The sequence below is a fragment of the Hymenobacter persicinus genome (assembly GCF_004167665.1).
GTDB lineage: Bacteria > Bacteroidota > Bacteroidia > Cytophagales > Hymenobacteraceae > Hymenobacter > Hymenobacter persicinus.
In genome coordinates this window covers 18,348-32,815 of the sequence record NZ_SEWE01000017.1, presented here as the reverse complement: position 1 = coordinate 32,815, position 14,468 = coordinate 18,348, and the positions used below count along the sequence as shown (strand labels likewise).

The 14,468-nt window shown below is 63.6% G+C and carries 17 protein-coding genes; 9 read left to right on the top strand and 8 right to left on the bottom strand.

What is annotated here, in order from left to right; genetic code table 11:
- The first annotated feature begins 1 nt into the window (after window position 1).
- The 3 genes from EWM57_RS09945 (at window position 2) to EWM57_RS21790 (ending at window position 2,459) form a co-directional block, all read left to right on the top strand.
- On the top strand, window positions 2-805 hold the full coding sequence (locus EWM57_RS09945) for a class I SAM-dependent methyltransferase (RefSeq protein WP_129920994.1): 804 nt from the start codon (window positions 2-4) through the stop codon (window positions 803-805).
- Between the two features lie 78 nt (window positions 806-883).
- Window positions 884-1,765: a UbiA family prenyltransferase gene (locus tag EWM57_RS09940; protein ID WP_129920993.1), complete on the top strand. Its 882-nt coding sequence runs from the start codon at window positions 884-886 to the stop codon at window positions 1,763-1,765.
- 70 nt (window positions 1,766-1,835) lie between these two features.
- On the top strand, window positions 1,836-2,459 hold the full coding sequence (locus EWM57_RS21790) for a hypothetical protein (RefSeq protein ID WP_129920992.1): 624 nt from the start codon (window positions 1,836-1,838) through the stop codon (window positions 2,457-2,459).
- Between the two features lie 6 nt (window positions 2,460-2,465).
- Here EWM57_RS21790 and EWM57_RS09930 read toward each other — a convergent pair whose 3' ends face one another.
- Window positions 2,466-3,137 (bottom strand): DsbA family protein, encoded by a 672-nt coding sequence (locus tag EWM57_RS09930; protein WP_129920991.1) that lies wholly within the window; start codon window positions 3,135-3,137, stop codon window positions 2,466-2,468.
- A 126-nt stretch (window positions 3,138-3,263) separates the two neighbouring features.
- On the opposite strand from EWM57_RS09930, the gene EWM57_RS09925 reads away from it, so the two are divergent.
- On the top strand, window positions 3,264-3,992 hold the full coding sequence (locus EWM57_RS09925) for a hypothetical protein (protein WP_129920990.1): 729 nt from the start codon (window positions 3,264-3,266) through the stop codon (window positions 3,990-3,992).
- Window positions 3,993-4,067: 75 nt separating this feature from the next.
- Here EWM57_RS09925 and rho read toward each other — a convergent pair whose 3' ends face one another.
- On the bottom strand, window positions 4,068-6,173 hold the full coding sequence (rho, locus tag EWM57_RS09920; protein ID WP_129920989.1) for a transcription termination factor Rho: 2,106 nt from the start codon (window positions 6,171-6,173) through the stop codon (window positions 4,068-4,070).
- A gap of 556 nt (window positions 6,174-6,729) precedes the next feature.
- On the opposite strand from rho, the gene serS reads away from it, so the two are divergent.
- Complete coding sequence (gene serS / locus EWM57_RS09915; protein WP_129920988.1) at window positions 6,730-8,004, top strand: serine--tRNA ligase; 1,275 nt, start codon at window positions 6,730-6,732, stop codon at window positions 8,002-8,004.
- Window positions 8,005-8,082: 78 nt separating this feature from the next.
- Window positions 8,083-8,463, top strand: coding sequence for a hypothetical protein (locus EWM57_RS09910; protein ID WP_129920987.1), 381 nt, complete (start codon window positions 8,083-8,085; stop codon window positions 8,461-8,463).
- A gap of 15 nt (window positions 8,464-8,478) precedes the next feature.
- Here EWM57_RS09910 and EWM57_RS09905 read toward each other — a convergent pair whose 3' ends face one another.
- From EWM57_RS09905 to EWM57_RS09880, 6 genes are all read right to left on the bottom strand, one after another.
- A complete protein-coding gene (locus EWM57_RS09905) occupies window positions 8,479-8,901 on the bottom strand; it encodes a hypothetical protein (protein WP_129920986.1) in 423 nt (140 codons plus the stop codon).
- A gap of 29 nt (window positions 8,902-8,930) precedes the next feature.
- Window positions 8,931-9,197, bottom strand: a complete 267-nt coding sequence (locus EWM57_RS09900) for a UBP-type zinc finger domain-containing protein (RefSeq protein ID WP_129920985.1) — start codon at window positions 9,195-9,197, stop codon at window positions 8,931-8,933.
- Between the two features lie 44 nt (window positions 9,198-9,241).
- Window positions 9,242-9,685 (bottom strand): OsmC family protein, encoded by a 444-nt coding sequence (locus EWM57_RS09895; protein ID WP_129920984.1) that lies wholly within the window; start codon window positions 9,683-9,685, stop codon window positions 9,242-9,244.
- A 4-nt stretch (window positions 9,686-9,689) separates the two neighbouring features.
- On the bottom strand, window positions 9,690-10,001 hold the full coding sequence (locus tag EWM57_RS09890; protein ID WP_129920983.1) for a phosphoribosylpyrophosphate synthetase: 312 nt from the start codon (window positions 9,999-10,001) through the stop codon (window positions 9,690-9,692).
- Window positions 10,002-10,055: 54 nt separating this feature from the next.
- Entirely contained in the window at window positions 10,056-11,093 is a 1,038-nt protein-coding gene (locus EWM57_RS09885; RefSeq protein WP_129920982.1) for a glycosyltransferase family 9 protein, read from the bottom strand.
- A 90-nt stretch (window positions 11,094-11,183) separates the two neighbouring features.
- The gene (locus tag EWM57_RS09880; RefSeq protein WP_129920981.1) at window positions 11,184-12,923 is read right to left on the bottom strand and encodes a DNA polymerase/3'-5' exonuclease PolX; all 1,740 of its coding nucleotides are present in this window, start codon (window positions 12,921-12,923) and stop codon (window positions 11,184-11,186) included.
- A 192-nt stretch (window positions 12,924-13,115) separates the two neighbouring features.
- On the opposite strand from EWM57_RS09880, the gene EWM57_RS09875 reads away from it, so the two are divergent.
- From EWM57_RS09875 to EWM57_RS09865, 3 genes are all read left to right on the top strand, one after another.
- Window positions 13,116-13,526, top strand: a complete 411-nt coding sequence (locus EWM57_RS09875; protein ID WP_129920980.1) for a hypothetical protein — start codon at window positions 13,116-13,118, stop codon at window positions 13,524-13,526.
- 82 nt (window positions 13,527-13,608) lie between these two features.
- Entirely contained in the window at window positions 13,609-14,013 is a 405-nt protein-coding gene (locus EWM57_RS09870; protein ID WP_129920979.1) for a hypothetical protein, read from the top strand.
- Between the two features lie 45 nt (window positions 14,014-14,058).
- The gene (locus tag EWM57_RS09865; protein ID WP_129920978.1) at window positions 14,059-14,466 is read left to right on the top strand and encodes an EVE domain-containing protein; all 408 of its coding nucleotides are present in this window, start codon (window positions 14,059-14,061) and stop codon (window positions 14,464-14,466) included.
- Window positions 14,467-14,468: the final 2 nt, after the last annotated feature.

Genomic DNA, 14,468 nt, shown 5'->3' with positions numbered 1-14,468 from the left:
CATGCGTCTGCGCCTCCAGCTGTTTGAGTTTGAAGATTTGCCCTGGTTTCCGTCGGTAATCCGGGCGGGCATGATGGACTACCTGCGCTTCATGATCAGCGCCCTGCGCACCTACCAGCCGATTGTGCCGCTGCTGCGCGAAGGGTTGCAAGCCACCGGGCAGCGGCGGCTACTAGAGCTGGGGGCCGGAGCGGGAGGCGGCACGGAGGGCGTGGCGCTGGCGCTGCGCCGCTACCCCGAGCTGGACCAGCTGCGCGTCACGCTCACCGACCTCTACCCCCAGCCCGCCGCCTGGCAGCTCCTGGCCCAGCGCAACGCCCCGGTTATCGACTTCGAGCCGGCCCCGGTGGATGCCCTGGCCGTAACGCCGGCCCTGACGGGGTTTCGCACGATTTTTTCCGCCTTTCACCACTTCGCCCCCGCCGCCGCGGAAGCCTTACTGGCCGACGCCGTGCGCCAGAACTCGGGCATCGGCGTATTCGAGGGCGCCGGCAAGCACTGGCTGGAAATCCTGCTGGCCTGGACCGTACTGCCCGTGGCCCAGCTGCTGATTACGCCCTTTATCCGGCCCTTCCGGCTGAGCCGGCTGTTTTTCACTTATGTTGTGCCGCTAATTCCGCTCTTTACCATCTGGGACGGCACCGTGTCCATTCTGCGCCTCTACCCGCCCGAGCAACTGCTGGCCCTGGCCCGGCGCGCCGACCCCGACCAGCGCTTTCAGTGGCAGGCCGGCCGGGCGCGCCACGCCTGGGGTCCGCAGGTGACCTATCTGGTAGGCTGGCCGAAAGTCAATTCGTACACCTGAACACCGGGGCTCCCGCAGTGGCGGCTTTTGCTCACCTTTGCGGCCGTTGCCTCTCTCCCACTCGTTGCTCTTTTCTACTTGCTGCTTACCAACTACAAAAAGGCGCTGCCCCTGCTGCGCATCCCGTTTTCGGTTTACCTGATGCCGGTGTTCTGGTTTGGCCTCAGCGCCCTGCGCGGCCCAATTGATGTCGGCCGGGCCCTGGGTGTGTTCGTGGTGTTGCACCTACTGGCCTACCCGGCTTCCAACGGCTACAACTCCTACTACGACCGGGACGAGGGCAGCATCGGCGGGCTGGAGAAGCCCCCGAAAGTATCGGAGGAGCTGATTCACCTCGTCTGGCTGTTCGACGCGCTGGCCGTGCTGGGCGCCGCACTGCTGAGCCCGTTTTTCGCTTTGCTGGTGGCCATCTACCTGCTGATTTCCAAGGCCTATAGCTACGAGGGTATCCGCCTCAAGAAATACCCGTTTTTGAGCACGCTCGTGGTAGTCGTGTTCCAGGGCGCCTTCACCTTCCTGATGACCCAGGTGGGCGTGGGCGCGCCGAAGGCCGTTATGCTGGAACCCACCAACCTGCTGCTGGCGCTGGTCAGCACGCTGTTTCTGTGCGGCTCCTACCCGCTCACTCAGGTGTACCAGCACCAGGAAGACCGGCAGCGCGGCGACCTGACCCTGAGTTTGTGGCTGGGGCTGCGGGGTACGTTTGGGTTTGCCGCGGCGGGTCTGCTGCTCGGGGCGGCGGTGCTGGGGGGCACCTACTGGCTGCGCGGGGAGCCGGTCAATCTGCTCATTTTCCTGGTCGCTACCGGTCCGGTGGTGTACCTGTTCGGGCGCTGGGCCTGGACCGTGTGGCACGATGCGGCCGCGGCCGACTTTGCCCACACCATGCGCATGAACCAAGTGTCGTCATTGTGTCTGAGCGCGGCCTTCATCGTGATGCTGGTGCTGCACCACGGGTAAGCCCCGGGCCGGCAAGCCCAACAGTTTGCCCCGGGCCTGCGTATTTGCGGCCAACCAACCTTTGCTGACGATGCGCTATTCCGCCCTGGCTGCTCTGCTGCTGTGCACGGCCGCCTGCTCCGCCCCCGATTCGGCCCAGACCACTGCCGGCACCACCGCCCCCGCCGACTCGGCTGCTGCCCTCGAACCCATGGACACGGCCCGGGTGCCGGCCGTCACGGCCCAGTCCGACACGCTCAAGATAGTGCGGGCCCGCCACCTGTTTTCCTCGCTTTCCGCGCCCGATTTGTTTACGCTGGCCCTGCGCGGGTCTTCCGTGGTGGGCGGCGAGGCCACGCTGACCATCACCGACGCCGGGGGCCAGGTTATCTTCCGCGAAATGCTCAGCGCCGCCGACCTGGAGGCCTCGATGGTGTACGAAATGGCCGGCAGCTCCGCCACCGAAGCCCAGCGAGAAACCTTTATCCGCAAGCGCATGGACGAGTTTTTTGCCGCCAAGAATTTCTCCACGCCCGCCCTCGGGGCCCGGGAAGCCTACCAGCCCGGCGAGCTGGACCGACCCACCTGGGACGAGCTGAAAAAGCAGCCCAAATCGGTCAGCTTTCAGTATTTGGTGGGCAAGGAAGACCGGCGGCGCATTGCCTGGTCGCCGCTTAAAAAGCAGGTGGTGCACCTGCCCGGCTTCGGCGGCTAAGCTCCGCTACTGTCCGGCTTCTTCTCCAGCCTGCGCCAGGGCTTGCTCCAGACCGCGGGCAAATTGGGCGTAGGGCTCGAAGCCCCGGGCCAGCAGGTAGCCCTGGTTGCCGACGCGCAGAATCGTGGTCGGAAAGCCCTTGACGCCGAGTTTGGCCACGGCCGCAAATTCTTTCTGCGTGGCCTGGGCGGCCTCGGCCGAGGCCCAGCGCCGCCGGAACTCGGCCACGTCGAGGCCGTAGCGCGCCACCAGCGGCTCGTAGGTGGCCGGATTGTTCAGGTCCTGGCCGGCGTGGAAGTAGGCGCGCTGCACGTCGTGAGCAAAGCTGACGGCGCGGTGCTGCACGTCGTCGAGCTGGCGGAAGATGGCAATGGCCCGGCAGGGTGGCTCGGAGTTCTGAACCAGACGACCTTCCTCGCCCAGCGCCCGAAACGCGGCGCCAAACTCCACGCCCGTCACCTTGGCCACCGGCTCCAGGGCGCTGCTCAAATCTGCCCACACCTCGCCGATGGGCCCGACCTCCGCCCCCGTCACCATGCCCCCGCTGAGCACTGACACCTGCACTCGGCCGGCGTACTCGGTTTTAATGCGCTGAAGCACGGGGCTCATGCCGTAGCACCAAGCGCAGAGTGGGTCGGAGATATACAGGATTTCGGGCAGGTCGGGGGTCGTTTCCATGCCCGCAAAGGTAGCGCCGGGCGCCGACGTGACAACGGCAGCCCACTCGGCCCCGCCATGCGCCCACCAACGAAGTATTTTCCCGTCCCTGCCAACCTTCCGGGTTCGTTGCCGGCTCCCTAACTTATGCTCCCCCTTGTTTCTTGCGCCCTAGCGCTGCTGACTGCCACTGCCCCGGCGGGTCCTGACGACAGCTTGGTCATTTTCAACGCGCGCCGAACGTATCAGTACCAGGCGTTTTTCATCAGCCCGACCGGCGACACTCTTTCGCGGGAGCGGATAACGATGCAGCCGTCTGGCCGGCCCTGGGCAGGTCAACCCCGGGTGCAGACGGCCTGCACCGTGCAGTATTCCTACCGCGCCGCCGATTCGCTCACGTTCACGGCCCGGCCCAACCCGCAAAGCCAGCCTGGCCGCCCACCCATGCCCTACGAGTGGCAGAAAACAACCGTGACCGGGGTTATCGAAAACCGGCGGGAAATCTGGATGCACCCGTTTCGCAGCAACCAGTACGCCTACACCGAAATAGCGCCGTTTCCGCAGGTGAAGCCGGCCCACCTAACTCCGGGTGGCAGCTGGCGCGGCGGCCGGCTGTTTATTTTGGGCGGCTGGGGCGACTTTAAAGGCTCGGTTCAACCCACCTACCGGGTACAAGCGCCGACCACCCGCCGCTATGGCCAACGGGACGTGGCCGGCTGCTGGCTGGTTGAGGCCGTCGGCCAACACAGCCGACTGGGCCGCAACACGCTCGACTTATACTTTCACCCCCTCTACGGCTTCACCGAAATGCACTACCGCTTCTACGACGGCACCCGGATTACTTTTATCCTGGAGCAGCTCGACGCGGCCGGGTAACAGGGCGCAGAAAACAAAAAAGGCCCGCTGCAGCAGTGCAGCGGGCCTTTTTTGTTTTCATTCAGGAATCTCGACTTAGCCGTTCATCGACACCAAGAACTCTTCGTTGCTCTTGGTATTCTTGATGCGGTCCTTGAGGAACTCCATAGCTTCAATGGCCGTCATGTCGGCCATGAACTTGCGGAGCACCCAGATGCGGTTCAGCTCTTCCTTGCCCATGAGCAGGTCTTCGCGGCGGGTGCCGGAAGCCGGAATGTCGATGGCCGGGAACACGCGCTTGTTGGCCAGCTTGCGGTCCAGCTGCAGTTCCATGTTGCCGGTACCCTTAAATTCCTCGAAGATAACCTCGTCCATCTTGGAGCCGGTTTCAATCAGGGCGGTAGCAATGATGGTGAGCGAGCCGCCATTCTCCACGTTGCGGGCCGCGCCAAAGAAGCGCTTGGGCTTGTGCAGGGCGTTGGCATCCACGCCACCCGACAGGATCTTGCCCGAAGCGGGCTGCACCGTGTTGTAGGCGCGGGCCAGGCGGGTAATCGAGTCGAGCAGAATCACCACGTCGTGCCCGCACTCCACGAGGCGCTTGGCCTTGTCGAGGGCAATGCTGGCAATCTTGACGTGGCGGTCGGCGGTTTCGTCGAAGGTGGAGCTAAGCACCTCGGCCTTCACCGAGCGGGCCATGTCCGTCACCTCTTCCGGCCGCTCGTCGATGAGCAGGATGATGAGGTAGACTTCGGGGTGGTTTTCGCTGATAGCGTTGGCAATTTCCTGGAGCAGCACCGTCTTACCCGTCTTGGGCTGGGCCACAATCAGGCCGCGCTGGCCTTTGCCAATGGGGGCAAACAGGTCCATGATGCGGGTACTGAGCTGGGTCGACTTAGTGGTCAGCTTCAGGCGCTCCTCGGCGAAGAGCGGGGTCAGGTTGCTGAACGGAATCCGGTCCCGGGCTTCTTCCACCGTGCGGCCGTTGATGCCTTCCACGTTCACCAGGGCGAAGTACTTCTCGCCTTCCCGGGGCGGACGGATGGTGCATTTCACCGTGTCGCCGGCTTTGAGGGCAAACTGCTTCACCTGCTGGGGCGAGACGTAAATATCGTCGGGCGAGGCCAGGTAGTTGTAGAATGGGCTGCGCAGGAAGCCGTAGCCGCCGTCGGGCATCATTTCCAGCGTGCCGGAGCCCGGAATGGTAATGTCGAAGTCGTTGCGCACGGGGCGCTGCTGGCCGGTTTCACCTCCTCGCTCACTCCGCTCGTTCTGGCGGGCCTGGCGCTGCTGCTCACGGGCGGCAAAACGGTCCTCGCGGCGGCTTTGCTCGCGCTGCTCTCGGTCGGGGCGGTCCGGGCGGGGCTCCCGCACCACGTCCGTCCGGTCGCTACGCAGGGGCCGGTCTTCCCGACGGCCCTGGTCGCGGTTTTCCCGCGGCGCATCGTTGCGGTATTCCCCACGGGGGGCGTCCGTACGGGGCTCGCGGCCGTCACGCGGCTCCCGGTTTTCGCGGGGAGTATTGTCCCGGTCCCGGTTGTCGCGCTGGTCGCGGCCGGTGCCGTTTTCGGGACGGGGCTCCCGATACACGAAGGGCGCCATGGTGGGCGCGGCAGGCATTTCAGCCGTTGGCTCCGCGGCCGGCGCGGGGGCCGGAACGGCCGGCGCTTCGGGCAGCACCACGGCGGGAGCGGCTTCTGCGTCAGCAGGCGCGGCGGTTTCGCGGCGCTGGTCGGTGCGGCTGCGGCGCTCGGGGCGCTGGTACACTTTTACGGGGCGGCTAGCGGGGTCGGCAGCTTCGGCGGGCGGGGCAGCATCCGGCGCTGGGGCGGCAGGAGCCTCGGCCACCACCGATGAGGCAGCTTCCACAACGGGCGCCGCGGCTTTCAGCGGCTGCACGGCCACGGCGGCGGGCGTCGAGCGGGGTGTGCGGGCGGCGGTGGTGCGGGCCGCGGGCTCGCGGCGGGCGGCCGGGGCGGCGGGAGCCACGTCTGAAAAAGCCAACGGCGCCGCTACGGGCTGCTCATCGGCCGATTTCACTTTACTGGGGAGCTTGTCAGTTGGCGTGATGGCCTGCTGATCGAGAATCTTGTAGATAAGATCCTGTTTGCTGAGTTTTTTGAAGTTACCGACGTTCAGTTTCTCTGCAATTTCCTTTAGCTCGGAAAGCAGACGGTCCTTCAACTCTTCAATATTGTACATACACTAAAACGGGGGAGAAAAACGAGCGGGTACGAAGCCGACACGGAGCAACACAGGCCAATCCGGGCAAACGAGGAGCAGCCGCGGCGCGGCGCTGGGCACTGAGAATTCGAAAAACGAGGGGTAGTACGGGAGGCGCTGGAGATAATTCGGACCGTACGGGGATAAACTGACTCCGGGTCCGGCATCAGCTGCCGATTTACTTACGCAATGTTAGCGTAATACGCCGGAACCGCCAAACGGGATACCGATTTTTTAACTGGCTGGGGAGAAGCGGTTCTACCCCGCCGAAGCCCGTGCTATCATCGGTGCCGTATCGTCCAAACCAGCCCGCGGCCAGGGCCTTATAGGAGCAGAACGGCAATGCGTACTCCTTGGTTCGTTTTTTTCTGCCGCCGTCGCTTTGGCTGGGCATCTTTGCCGGCTTCGGGGGCAGTTTTTTGAATTCAGTAACCGCAGCTGGACGCAGTTGGACAGCGAAGTTCGGTGGTTTCGCCAGGGCACTTCTTAAAAAAACCTACTTTTGCCCGCGTTCTAATCCGCGTATTTCTGCCTTATGCTGCAAGTTTCCGTTCTGAAAGAAAACCCCGAGCTGGTATTGGCCGGGTTGGCTAAAAAGCACTATAAAACCGCCGAAGCCGACGTGGCGGCCATTCTGAGCCTCGACCAGCGCCGTCGGGAGCTGCAAACCTCGCGCGACTCGGCCCAGGCTGAAGCCAACGAGCTGGCCCGGCAAATCGGCGGCCTGATGAAAAGCGGCGACAAAACCGGGGCCGAAGCCCTGAAGCTGCGCACGGCCGAGCTGAAGCAGCTCACCAAAACGGCCGACGACGAGCTGGCCCAGGTGGAAGACGGCCTGCAGCAGACCCTGTATAAGCTACCCAACCTGCCCCACAGCAGCGTGCCCGAGGGCCGCAGTGCCCAGGACAATGAGGTGGTGCGCGAAGGCGGCACCAAGCCCGACCTGCCCGCCGATGCGCTGCCCCACTGGGAGCTGATTAAGAAGTACGATATCATCGACTTTGAGCTCGGCAACAAGATTACCGGCGCGGGCTTTCCGGTGTATAAAAAACAGGGCGCCCGGCTGCAGCGCGCCCTGATCAACTTTTTCCTCGACCAGGCCCGCGACGCGGGCTACGACGAGGTGCAGCCCCCGATTCTGGTGAACGAGGCCAGCGGCTACGGCACGGGCCAGCTCCCCGACAAGGAAGGCCAGATGTACCACGACGCCAAGGACAATCTGTTCCTGATTCCGACCTCGGAGGTACCGATTACCAACCTCTACCGCGACGAAATCGTGGCCGCCGACCAGCTGCCGATTCGCAACACCGGCTACACGCCCTGCTTCCGCCGCGAAGCCGGCTCCTGGGGCGCCGACGTGCGCGGCCTCAACCGCTTGCACCAGTTCGACAAGGTGGAAATCGTGCAGATAACCCAGCCTGAGAACAGCTACGCGGCCCTCGACGGCATGGTGGCTCACATCGAAGGGCTCCTGCAGAAGCTGGAGCTGCCTTACCGCGTGCTGCGCCTCTGCGGCGGCGACATGGGCTTCACCTCGGCCCTCACCTTCGATTTGGAAGTGTGGAGCGCCGCCCAGGGCCGCTGGCTGGAAGTAAGCTCGGCCTCAAACTTCGAAACCTACCAGGCCAACCGCCTTAAGCTGCGCTACCGGGCCGAGGGCGGCAAAACCCAGCTCCTGCACACGCTCAACGGCTCGGCCCTGGCCTTGCCCCGCATCGTGGCGGCGCTGCTGGAAAACAACCAGACGCCCGACGGCATCCGTTTGCCCGAGGTACTGCACTCCTACTGCGGCTTCGAGAAAATCGGGTAGGCTAGGTATAGATAATAGTGCACCCTGAAAAGGGCCGCTGTATTTGCTACAGCGGCCCTTTTCTGTTAAAATCCTGAAATGAAATACTGCTATGGCCTGATGCTACTGCTGATGCTCTGCACTTCCTGCATAAGCTTGGGCGAAACGGCACTTGGCGGACCTTACTACGTGGCGCAGGACCCGGCAGCATCCTACAAAACGCTCTATTACCGCGGCCCCGACGGCTTGGACTTTGAAAGAGTCCCCAACGTACGCCGGGCGGGCTACACGGCCGAGTTCATCTTTGTGGAATCAGCGCAAGGCTTTTACTTGCTCGACAGGGCACTTGACCAACCCACCGACAGTAGCGACCCGACCGTGCAGAAGGCTTTACTGGGCCCGCTTCCGGCAGCAGAATTTAAAGCCTTGCTCTCCCGCTTAAGAATCCCGGACTTCGCCTTCCACTATTCTGCACTTTAATTCAGGCTGCCGCACTCACTTTTCCACCTTGGCGGCCAGCCAGTCGTTGGCCTCCCGCTCGTCGGTGAAGTACTGGATGCGGTAGCTGCGGTGCGTCTCGACGGGCAGGGCGGCCAGCGTGGGCCGGGAGTTAACTTCGTAGAGGTAAGTCGGCGACAGCAGCACCGACATGTAGAGCGTGCCGTGCAGCTGACCGGCGGCCTGGGGCAAAAATTCCTCGGTGACCCAGCGTGCGGTTTCCTCGTCGCTGTGGCTGCGGCGGCGAATATCGAGCAGCCAGTGTCGGCAGTCGTAGTGCAGGGCGGCGGCCAGCATGGTTTCGTAGCCGGTGCGCATTTCGGCCGGCGACACGGGCCGCATCCAGCGCCCGATCAGCAGGCCAGTGTCGGTGCGGAAGGTGATTTCAAGAATATCGGTGGTGTAGGGAGTACGGTACATTTCCGGGAGTCCAAAGCCAGGCGGCCGTGTTAGTATTCGGCCATTTGCTGGTCTACGTAGCACCAGGCCCACTGTTCGCCGGGTTCGGCAGAAGTTACCACCGGGTGGCTCGTGGCCTGAAAATGCCGGGTGGCGTGCTTGTTTTTCGATGAGTCGCAGCAGCCGACGTGGCCGCAGTCCTGGCACACGCGCAGGTGCACCCAGGTGTCGCCCAGGGCCACGCACTCGGGGCAGACGGGGTCGGCGGGGGCCGGAATCAGGGTTTGCAGGGCACTGAGGTGAGTACAGAGGGCCATTGGCAGAAAGTTTTCAACGCAAACAAAAGTAATTCTACGGCCCGCTAGGCCGGCATCAGCCGCGTGACGATGCGCAGGCCGCCGCTGAGCGCTTTTTGCACCGGGCACTTGTGCGAAATAGCTTCCAGGCGCTGGCGCTGCTCCTCAGTGAGGGGGCCGAGCAGGCGTAGCTCCTTGGTCACCTCCTCCAGCATCTGCCCGGGCTGCTCACACTTTTCGCAGTCGAGCTCGTGCACGCGCTGGTGGCTCAGGCGCACTTCAATGCCTTCGAGGGGCCATTTTTTCTGGGTGGCGTACAGGCGCAGGGTGATGGCCGTGCAGGCGCCCAGGGCCGAGAGCAGCAAATCGTAGGGCGTGGGGCCGCGGTCCTGGCCCCCAACGGCCACGGGCTCATCCACGAAATAGGTGTGGCGGCCAGCCTGCACGTCGGCCAGCAGGGCTTCAGCACCCACTCTGACCACCACGGTTTTTTCGGACTGCTCGAGCATGGGGCTAGGCGCGGGGCATGTTGAGCTTGTGCATCAGCTCGTCGTTGAGGGGCTCGGAATAAGCGCCGTAGGCACTCACCAGCAAGCCCTTCACGCCCTGATCCGACTCAATGGCGTAGACCACGCTTTCGTCGCCGGGGTCGGTTTCGCCCTCGAAGCGGTAAAACTCGCGCACCTGAAACTGCTGGGGATGCAGGCGCATGGCCAGCCCGGGATGGTGCAGGTGGCCGTCCTGGATGTTGAAGTCGTCGGTGTAGCCGCGCTGCTGCAGGGCGCGCACGGCCTGGGTAAGCGTATCGTAGGAAGGCTGGCTCATGGCTGAACGGAATCGGTGTGGACTATAAGATAGTAGTTTTTCGATGCTTTTCCGCTACCCTGCCGGAGTGCGACCTGGGCGCGAGGCGGTGCCGGGCTCCAGGGGCAGCGTCAGGTCGAAGCGCAGGTCGCGCATGCACTTGAAGTGGCCGCGCGGGCACTGGGCGTACCCGATTTTCGAGCACGGCCGGCAGTCGAGCCCGTTCACTTCCCAGACCCGAAACGGCGTGCGGTACGGGTACATGCCGAATTCGGGCACGGTATTGCCCCACACGCTCGTAATTTCCTTGCCGAAAGCCGCCGCAATGTGCATCAGGCCGGTGTCGTGGCTGATGACGGAGGCTGCCTGCCGCACCAGGGAAGCCGACTGGTTCAGGTTGAATTTGCCGCAGGCGTTGAATGGTGAATTGGTGAAATGGTGGGTTGGGGAGTTGCTCAGGCCGGCTTGCAGGGCTTGCACGATTTCGTCGCCGGTGGCCTGGTCTTCGGGCCCGCCGAGCAGCACCACGGGGCCGGGTAGCTGGGCGCAAAGCTCGATGATTCGCTCGGTAGGCAGGCGTTTGGTAGCGTGCTGGGCCCCGATGGCAAATGCTACGTAGCCGGCCGCAAAGCCAGCGGGCAGCGCCGTTGTCACGTCGACCTCATCCTGAGCGGGAATAAAGTAGTCGAGGCCTTGGCCATCATCCCGGACGCCCAGCGGGGCCGCGGCGGCCAGATAACGCTGCACGATGTGCACGGCCGGCAGCCGGTTGATTTTCAAGTTCACCAGCAGCCACTTCTGCGGGTTGAGCTTGTCGAAACTACTGGCCGGCACGCCCAGGCGCAGCTTGAGCAGGCGGGTGCGCAGGTTGTTGTGCAAATCGATGATGTAGTCGAACTGCTCGGCCCGCAGTTCGGCCACCAGCTCCCCCAGCGAGCCGGTCAGACAGTGCACTTTGGCCACGTGCGGGTTGTTGGCTACCAACCCGCGGTAAGCCGGCTTGGTGGCAAAATGCACCTGGGCTCCGGGAATCTGCTGGTGCAGGGCCCGCACCACCGGCGTAGTCAGCACAATGTCGCCGATGGAGGAAAAGCGCAGAATGAGGATTTTCATTTCAGTTGCCGGTTATGAGTTGCCAGTTGCCAGTTGCCGGTTGGGTTGTTGAACGACCTGGCAACTCGCGACCGGCAACTGGTAACTGAATTACCCGAACAGCGTCGCCTTGAACTCCTCGGCGGGCTTAATGCCAGCCTTGCGCTGGGCAAAGTACTCCGCCATTTCGGCGGCGGTCAGCGCGTTGAAGGTCATGGCTTTGGTCAGCCCGCCCTTGCGGCCCATCATCACGCCGTAGCGCATGTCGGCGTAGCCGTCGGTGTGGTGGGCGTCGGGGTTGATGCTGAGCTGCACGCCCTGGTCGAGGGCGTAGCGCACCCAGCGCCAGTCCAGGTCGAGGCGCCAGGGGTTGGAGTTGATTTCGATGATAACCTTGTGCTTGGCGCAGGCGTCGATAACGGCCTTGTAGTTGATGGGGTAGCCTTCCCGACGCAGCAGCAACCGACCGGTAGGATGGCCGAGCATGGTGGTGTAGGGGTTGGCAATGGCCCGCAGCAGCCGCTCGGTGGCTTTGCGCTCATCCATGCGCAGGTTGCTGTGCACCGAAGCCACCACGAAGTCGAAGGTTTCGAGCACCGACGGCGCATAATCGAGGCTGCCGTCGGAGAGAATGTCGGCTTCGATGCCCTTGAAAATGCGGAACGGGGCCAGCTCCTGGTTGAGCTGGTCAATTTCGCGCTGCTGCTGCCGCACCCGCTCGGGGCTGAGCCCGTTGGCGTAGTGCGCAGCCTGGGAATGGTCGCAGATGCCGAGGTACTCGTAGCCGTTGTCGCGCAGAAACTCGGCCATCTGGCGCAGGGTATGGGCGCCGTCGGAATAGGTGCTGTGGTTGTGCAACGAGCCACGCAAATCCTTTTCCTCGATAAGCTGGGGCAGTTGCTGGGCCTGGGCCAGGGCAATTTCGCCGAGGCCCTCACGCAGCTCGGGTTCCACGTACTGCAGGCCGGCCTTGCTGTAAATGGCGTCTTCCTGGTAAAACCGCTCCCGTTTCACGAGCTGCCGCAGCGAGCCGTAGGGCCCGGCCAGCGGCTCGCTCAGGTGAGTTTCGGTGGCCGTGAGCAAAAACAGCTGGTTGACGAACTCCTCCTTGCTGACCAGATACACTTCCACTTTCACGCCCGAGGCCGTGGCCGTGCCGCGCCAGGCAAAGGGGCCGGAGCGGTGGGCATCGGCGGTGAGGCCATCCATTGTATCGAGCAGCTTGTGGGCCTGCCAGGGCTGGGCGGTAGCGGCCACCAGCGTCACAGTTTCGACCACCTCCAGGCGGCGGCGCACCTCGCCAGCCACGGCCACCTGCTCGGTTTTGAGAGCCGTGCGCAGGTGCTGGGCCAGATCGTGGGCCAGAGTTTCGGCCTGCGGATAGAGCAGCTTGCCCCGGCTTTCCTGGTTGAACTCCAGCGCCGCCAGAATCATGTCCTGGGTCTTTTTGCCAAAGCCCTTGAGCTTGCTGACCTCGTCGTTTTCGGCGGCCTCGCGCAGCTGACTGATGCTTTCCACGCCCAGTTCCCGCCACAACGAGCGGATTTTTTTGGGCCCGATGCCTTTGATGCCCAGCATTTCGACCACCCCGGGCGGAGTAGTGTCGAGCAGCTTCTGCAGTTCGGGAAACGTGCCCGTATCGAGCAGTTCAGCGACTTTGGCGGCGGCCGTTTTGCTCAGGCCCGTGCGGTCGGGCAGGCCGGTGCGGTCCATGTCGGCCACGGGGCTTTCCAGGCGGTCCAGCACGGCGGCAGTGCCTTCGTAGGCCCGGATCTTGAACGGGTTTTCGTCGTGCAGCTCCATGAGCGACGCGGTGAGGCGAAAGGCACGGATGAGGGCGCGGTTATCCACTTGGTTTTTGGTTTTCGGTTTTCGGTTTTTGGTTTTCAGTCATCGGCAGCGGCCAACAACCAAAAACTACGAACCAAAAACCAGTAAAAAGGGCGGCGGTCAAAGGTACGGGGCAATGTCGTACATTCGCTGCTACGGCCCGCGCTGGGCCGGGTCCCGATTTTTGCCCCACTTTTTTTCCGGTTTCGGCTTATGCGCTTGTTTCTTGGTCTGGCCTGTTTGAGCACCGTACTGCTGGCGGGCACCTGCAACCCCGATGCCGGCACTACCGCCTCCGTCACCTCAGCGCCCGTTATGAAACAACTGGAACGCACTTGGCTCCACGCCCAGGAAGAAGATCAGGGCGACGTGCGCGTGTACCGCCCCAACACCTACGCCTTTCCGCCGGCCCGGGGCCGCACGGGCTTTCAGTTCGACCACAACGGCCTGTTCACCCAGTACGATATTGCCCCCACCGACGGCCTCGAAGGCCGCAAGGGTACCTGGAAAGCCGATGGCAGTTCTAAAATTGTTATCAGCCTCGACGACAAGCGCGACCCGGACTACACCCTCGAAATCGTGTCCCTGGACAAGGATGTGCTGAAGGTGCGCCGCCTGGAGTAGCGCGCCGGGGCATTTTTTTTGGCGCTAGCCGCAACCCTGACCCCGTACGCGGGCTCTATGCTGGTGAAACCACCGGCTTACCATGCGCGCTGCCCTTCTCTTGCTGCTCTCTCCCCTGCTGCTCGCCAGCTGCCACAAGGAAGCTGATTCCGTGGCGCCCGCTCTGTTCGAAACCCAGATCATGGGCCGCACCTGGGTGGAATCGGTGGAGGAAGAGCAGCCCGGCAGCGACGTGCGGCTGTTTCGTCCCGAAACCTCGCTGCGTCCGGGCCTTTCGCCGCGCAACAGTTTCCGCTTCGACGCCGAGGGCGTATTTACCGGCCATAGTCCGTCGGCCGTAACCGAGGGCGGGGTGGTATACCCGGGCCGCTGGCTGATGGAGCCCAACAACACGCTCCGCATTCTGCCCGCCCGGGCTGGCCGCAGCTTCGGCTTCCAGATCATTTCCCTGCGCGACAGTCTGCTCCAGCTGCGGCGTCTGCCCTAGCCCCGCGTTTGTGCCAGCGGCCGGTTTCTTGCGTAGCTTGCGGCCATGAACTATTGGCTCGTAAAATCAGAACCCGGCGCTTATTCCTGGGCTGATTTCACCCGCGACGGCGGCACCGACTGGACCGGCGTGCGCAACTTCCAGGCCCGCAACTACCTGCAGCAGATGCAGCCCGACGACCTGGTGTTGTTTTACCACAGCGTAACCGACAAAACCGTGGTGGGCGTGGCCCGGGTGCACGCCGCTGCCGCCCCCGACGCCACCGCCGAGGCCGGCAGCGGCTGGGTGGCCGTGGCCTTGCAGCCCCACGAACGGCTGCCCCAGCCCGTTTCTCTGGCTCAAATCAAACAGGACGCCCGCCTGACCCAAATCGGGCTGCTGCGCCAGTCGCGCCTATCGGTGATGCCGCTGCGCGCCGAGGAATTCGACACGATTCTGGAGCTGGGCAGTTAGCG

What these genes read in the sequence shown, in the direction of transcription:
- EWM57_RS09875 (WP_129920980.1), top strand. Translation starts at nt 13,116, where the DNA reads ATGCGCTTGTTTCTTGGTCTGGCCTGTTTGAGCACCGTACTGCTGGCG.
- EWM57_RS09895 (WP_129920984.1), bottom strand. Translation starts at nt 9,685, where the DNA reads ATGCTCGAGCAGTCCGAAAAAACCGTGGTGGTCAGAGTGGGTGCTGAA.
- serS (WP_129920988.1), top strand. Translation starts at nt 6,730, where the DNA reads ATGCTGCAAGTTTCCGTTCTGAAAGAAAACCCCGAGCTGGTATTGGCC.
- EWM57_RS21790 (WP_129920992.1), top strand. Translation starts at nt 1,836, where the DNA reads ATGCGCTATTCCGCCCTGGCTGCTCTGCTGCTGTGCACGGCCGCCTGC.
- EWM57_RS09905 (WP_129920986.1), bottom strand. Translation starts at nt 8,901, where the DNA reads ATGTACCGTACTCCCTACACCACCGATATTCTTGAAATCACCTTCCGC.
- EWM57_RS09885 (WP_129920982.1), bottom strand. Translation starts at nt 11,093, where the DNA reads ATGAAAATCCTCATTCTGCGCTTTTCCTCCATCGGCGACATTGTGCTG.
- rho (WP_129920989.1), bottom strand. Translation starts at nt 6,173, where the DNA reads ATGTACAATATTGAAGAGTTGAAGGACCGTCTGCTTTCCGAGCTAAAG.
- EWM57_RS09900 (WP_129920985.1), bottom strand. Translation starts at nt 9,197, where the DNA reads ATGGCCCTCTGTACTCACCTCAGTGCCCTGCAAACCCTGATTCCGGCC.
- EWM57_RS09945 (WP_129920994.1), top strand. Translation starts at nt 2, where the DNA reads ATGCGTCTGCGCCTCCAGCTGTTTGAGTTTGAAGATTTGCCCTGGTTT.
- EWM57_RS09870 (WP_129920979.1), top strand. Translation starts at nt 13,609, where the DNA reads ATGCGCGCTGCCCTTCTCTTGCTGCTCTCTCCCCTGCTGCTCGCCAGC.
- EWM57_RS09925 (WP_129920990.1), top strand. Translation starts at nt 3,264, where the DNA reads ATGCTCCCCCTTGTTTCTTGCGCCCTAGCGCTGCTGACTGCCACTGCC.
- EWM57_RS09890 (WP_129920983.1), bottom strand. Translation starts at nt 10,001, where the DNA reads ATGAGCCAGCCTTCCTACGATACGCTTACCCAGGCCGTGCGCGCCCTG.
- EWM57_RS09910 (WP_129920987.1), top strand. Translation starts at nt 8,083, where the DNA reads ATGAAATACTGCTATGGCCTGATGCTACTGCTGATGCTCTGCACTTCC.
- EWM57_RS09930 (WP_129920991.1), bottom strand. Translation starts at nt 3,137, where the DNA reads ATGGAAACGACCCCCGACCTGCCCGAAATCCTGTATATCTCCGACCCA.
- EWM57_RS09865 (WP_129920978.1), top strand. Translation starts at nt 14,059, where the DNA reads ATGAACTATTGGCTCGTAAAATCAGAACCCGGCGCTTATTCCTGGGCT.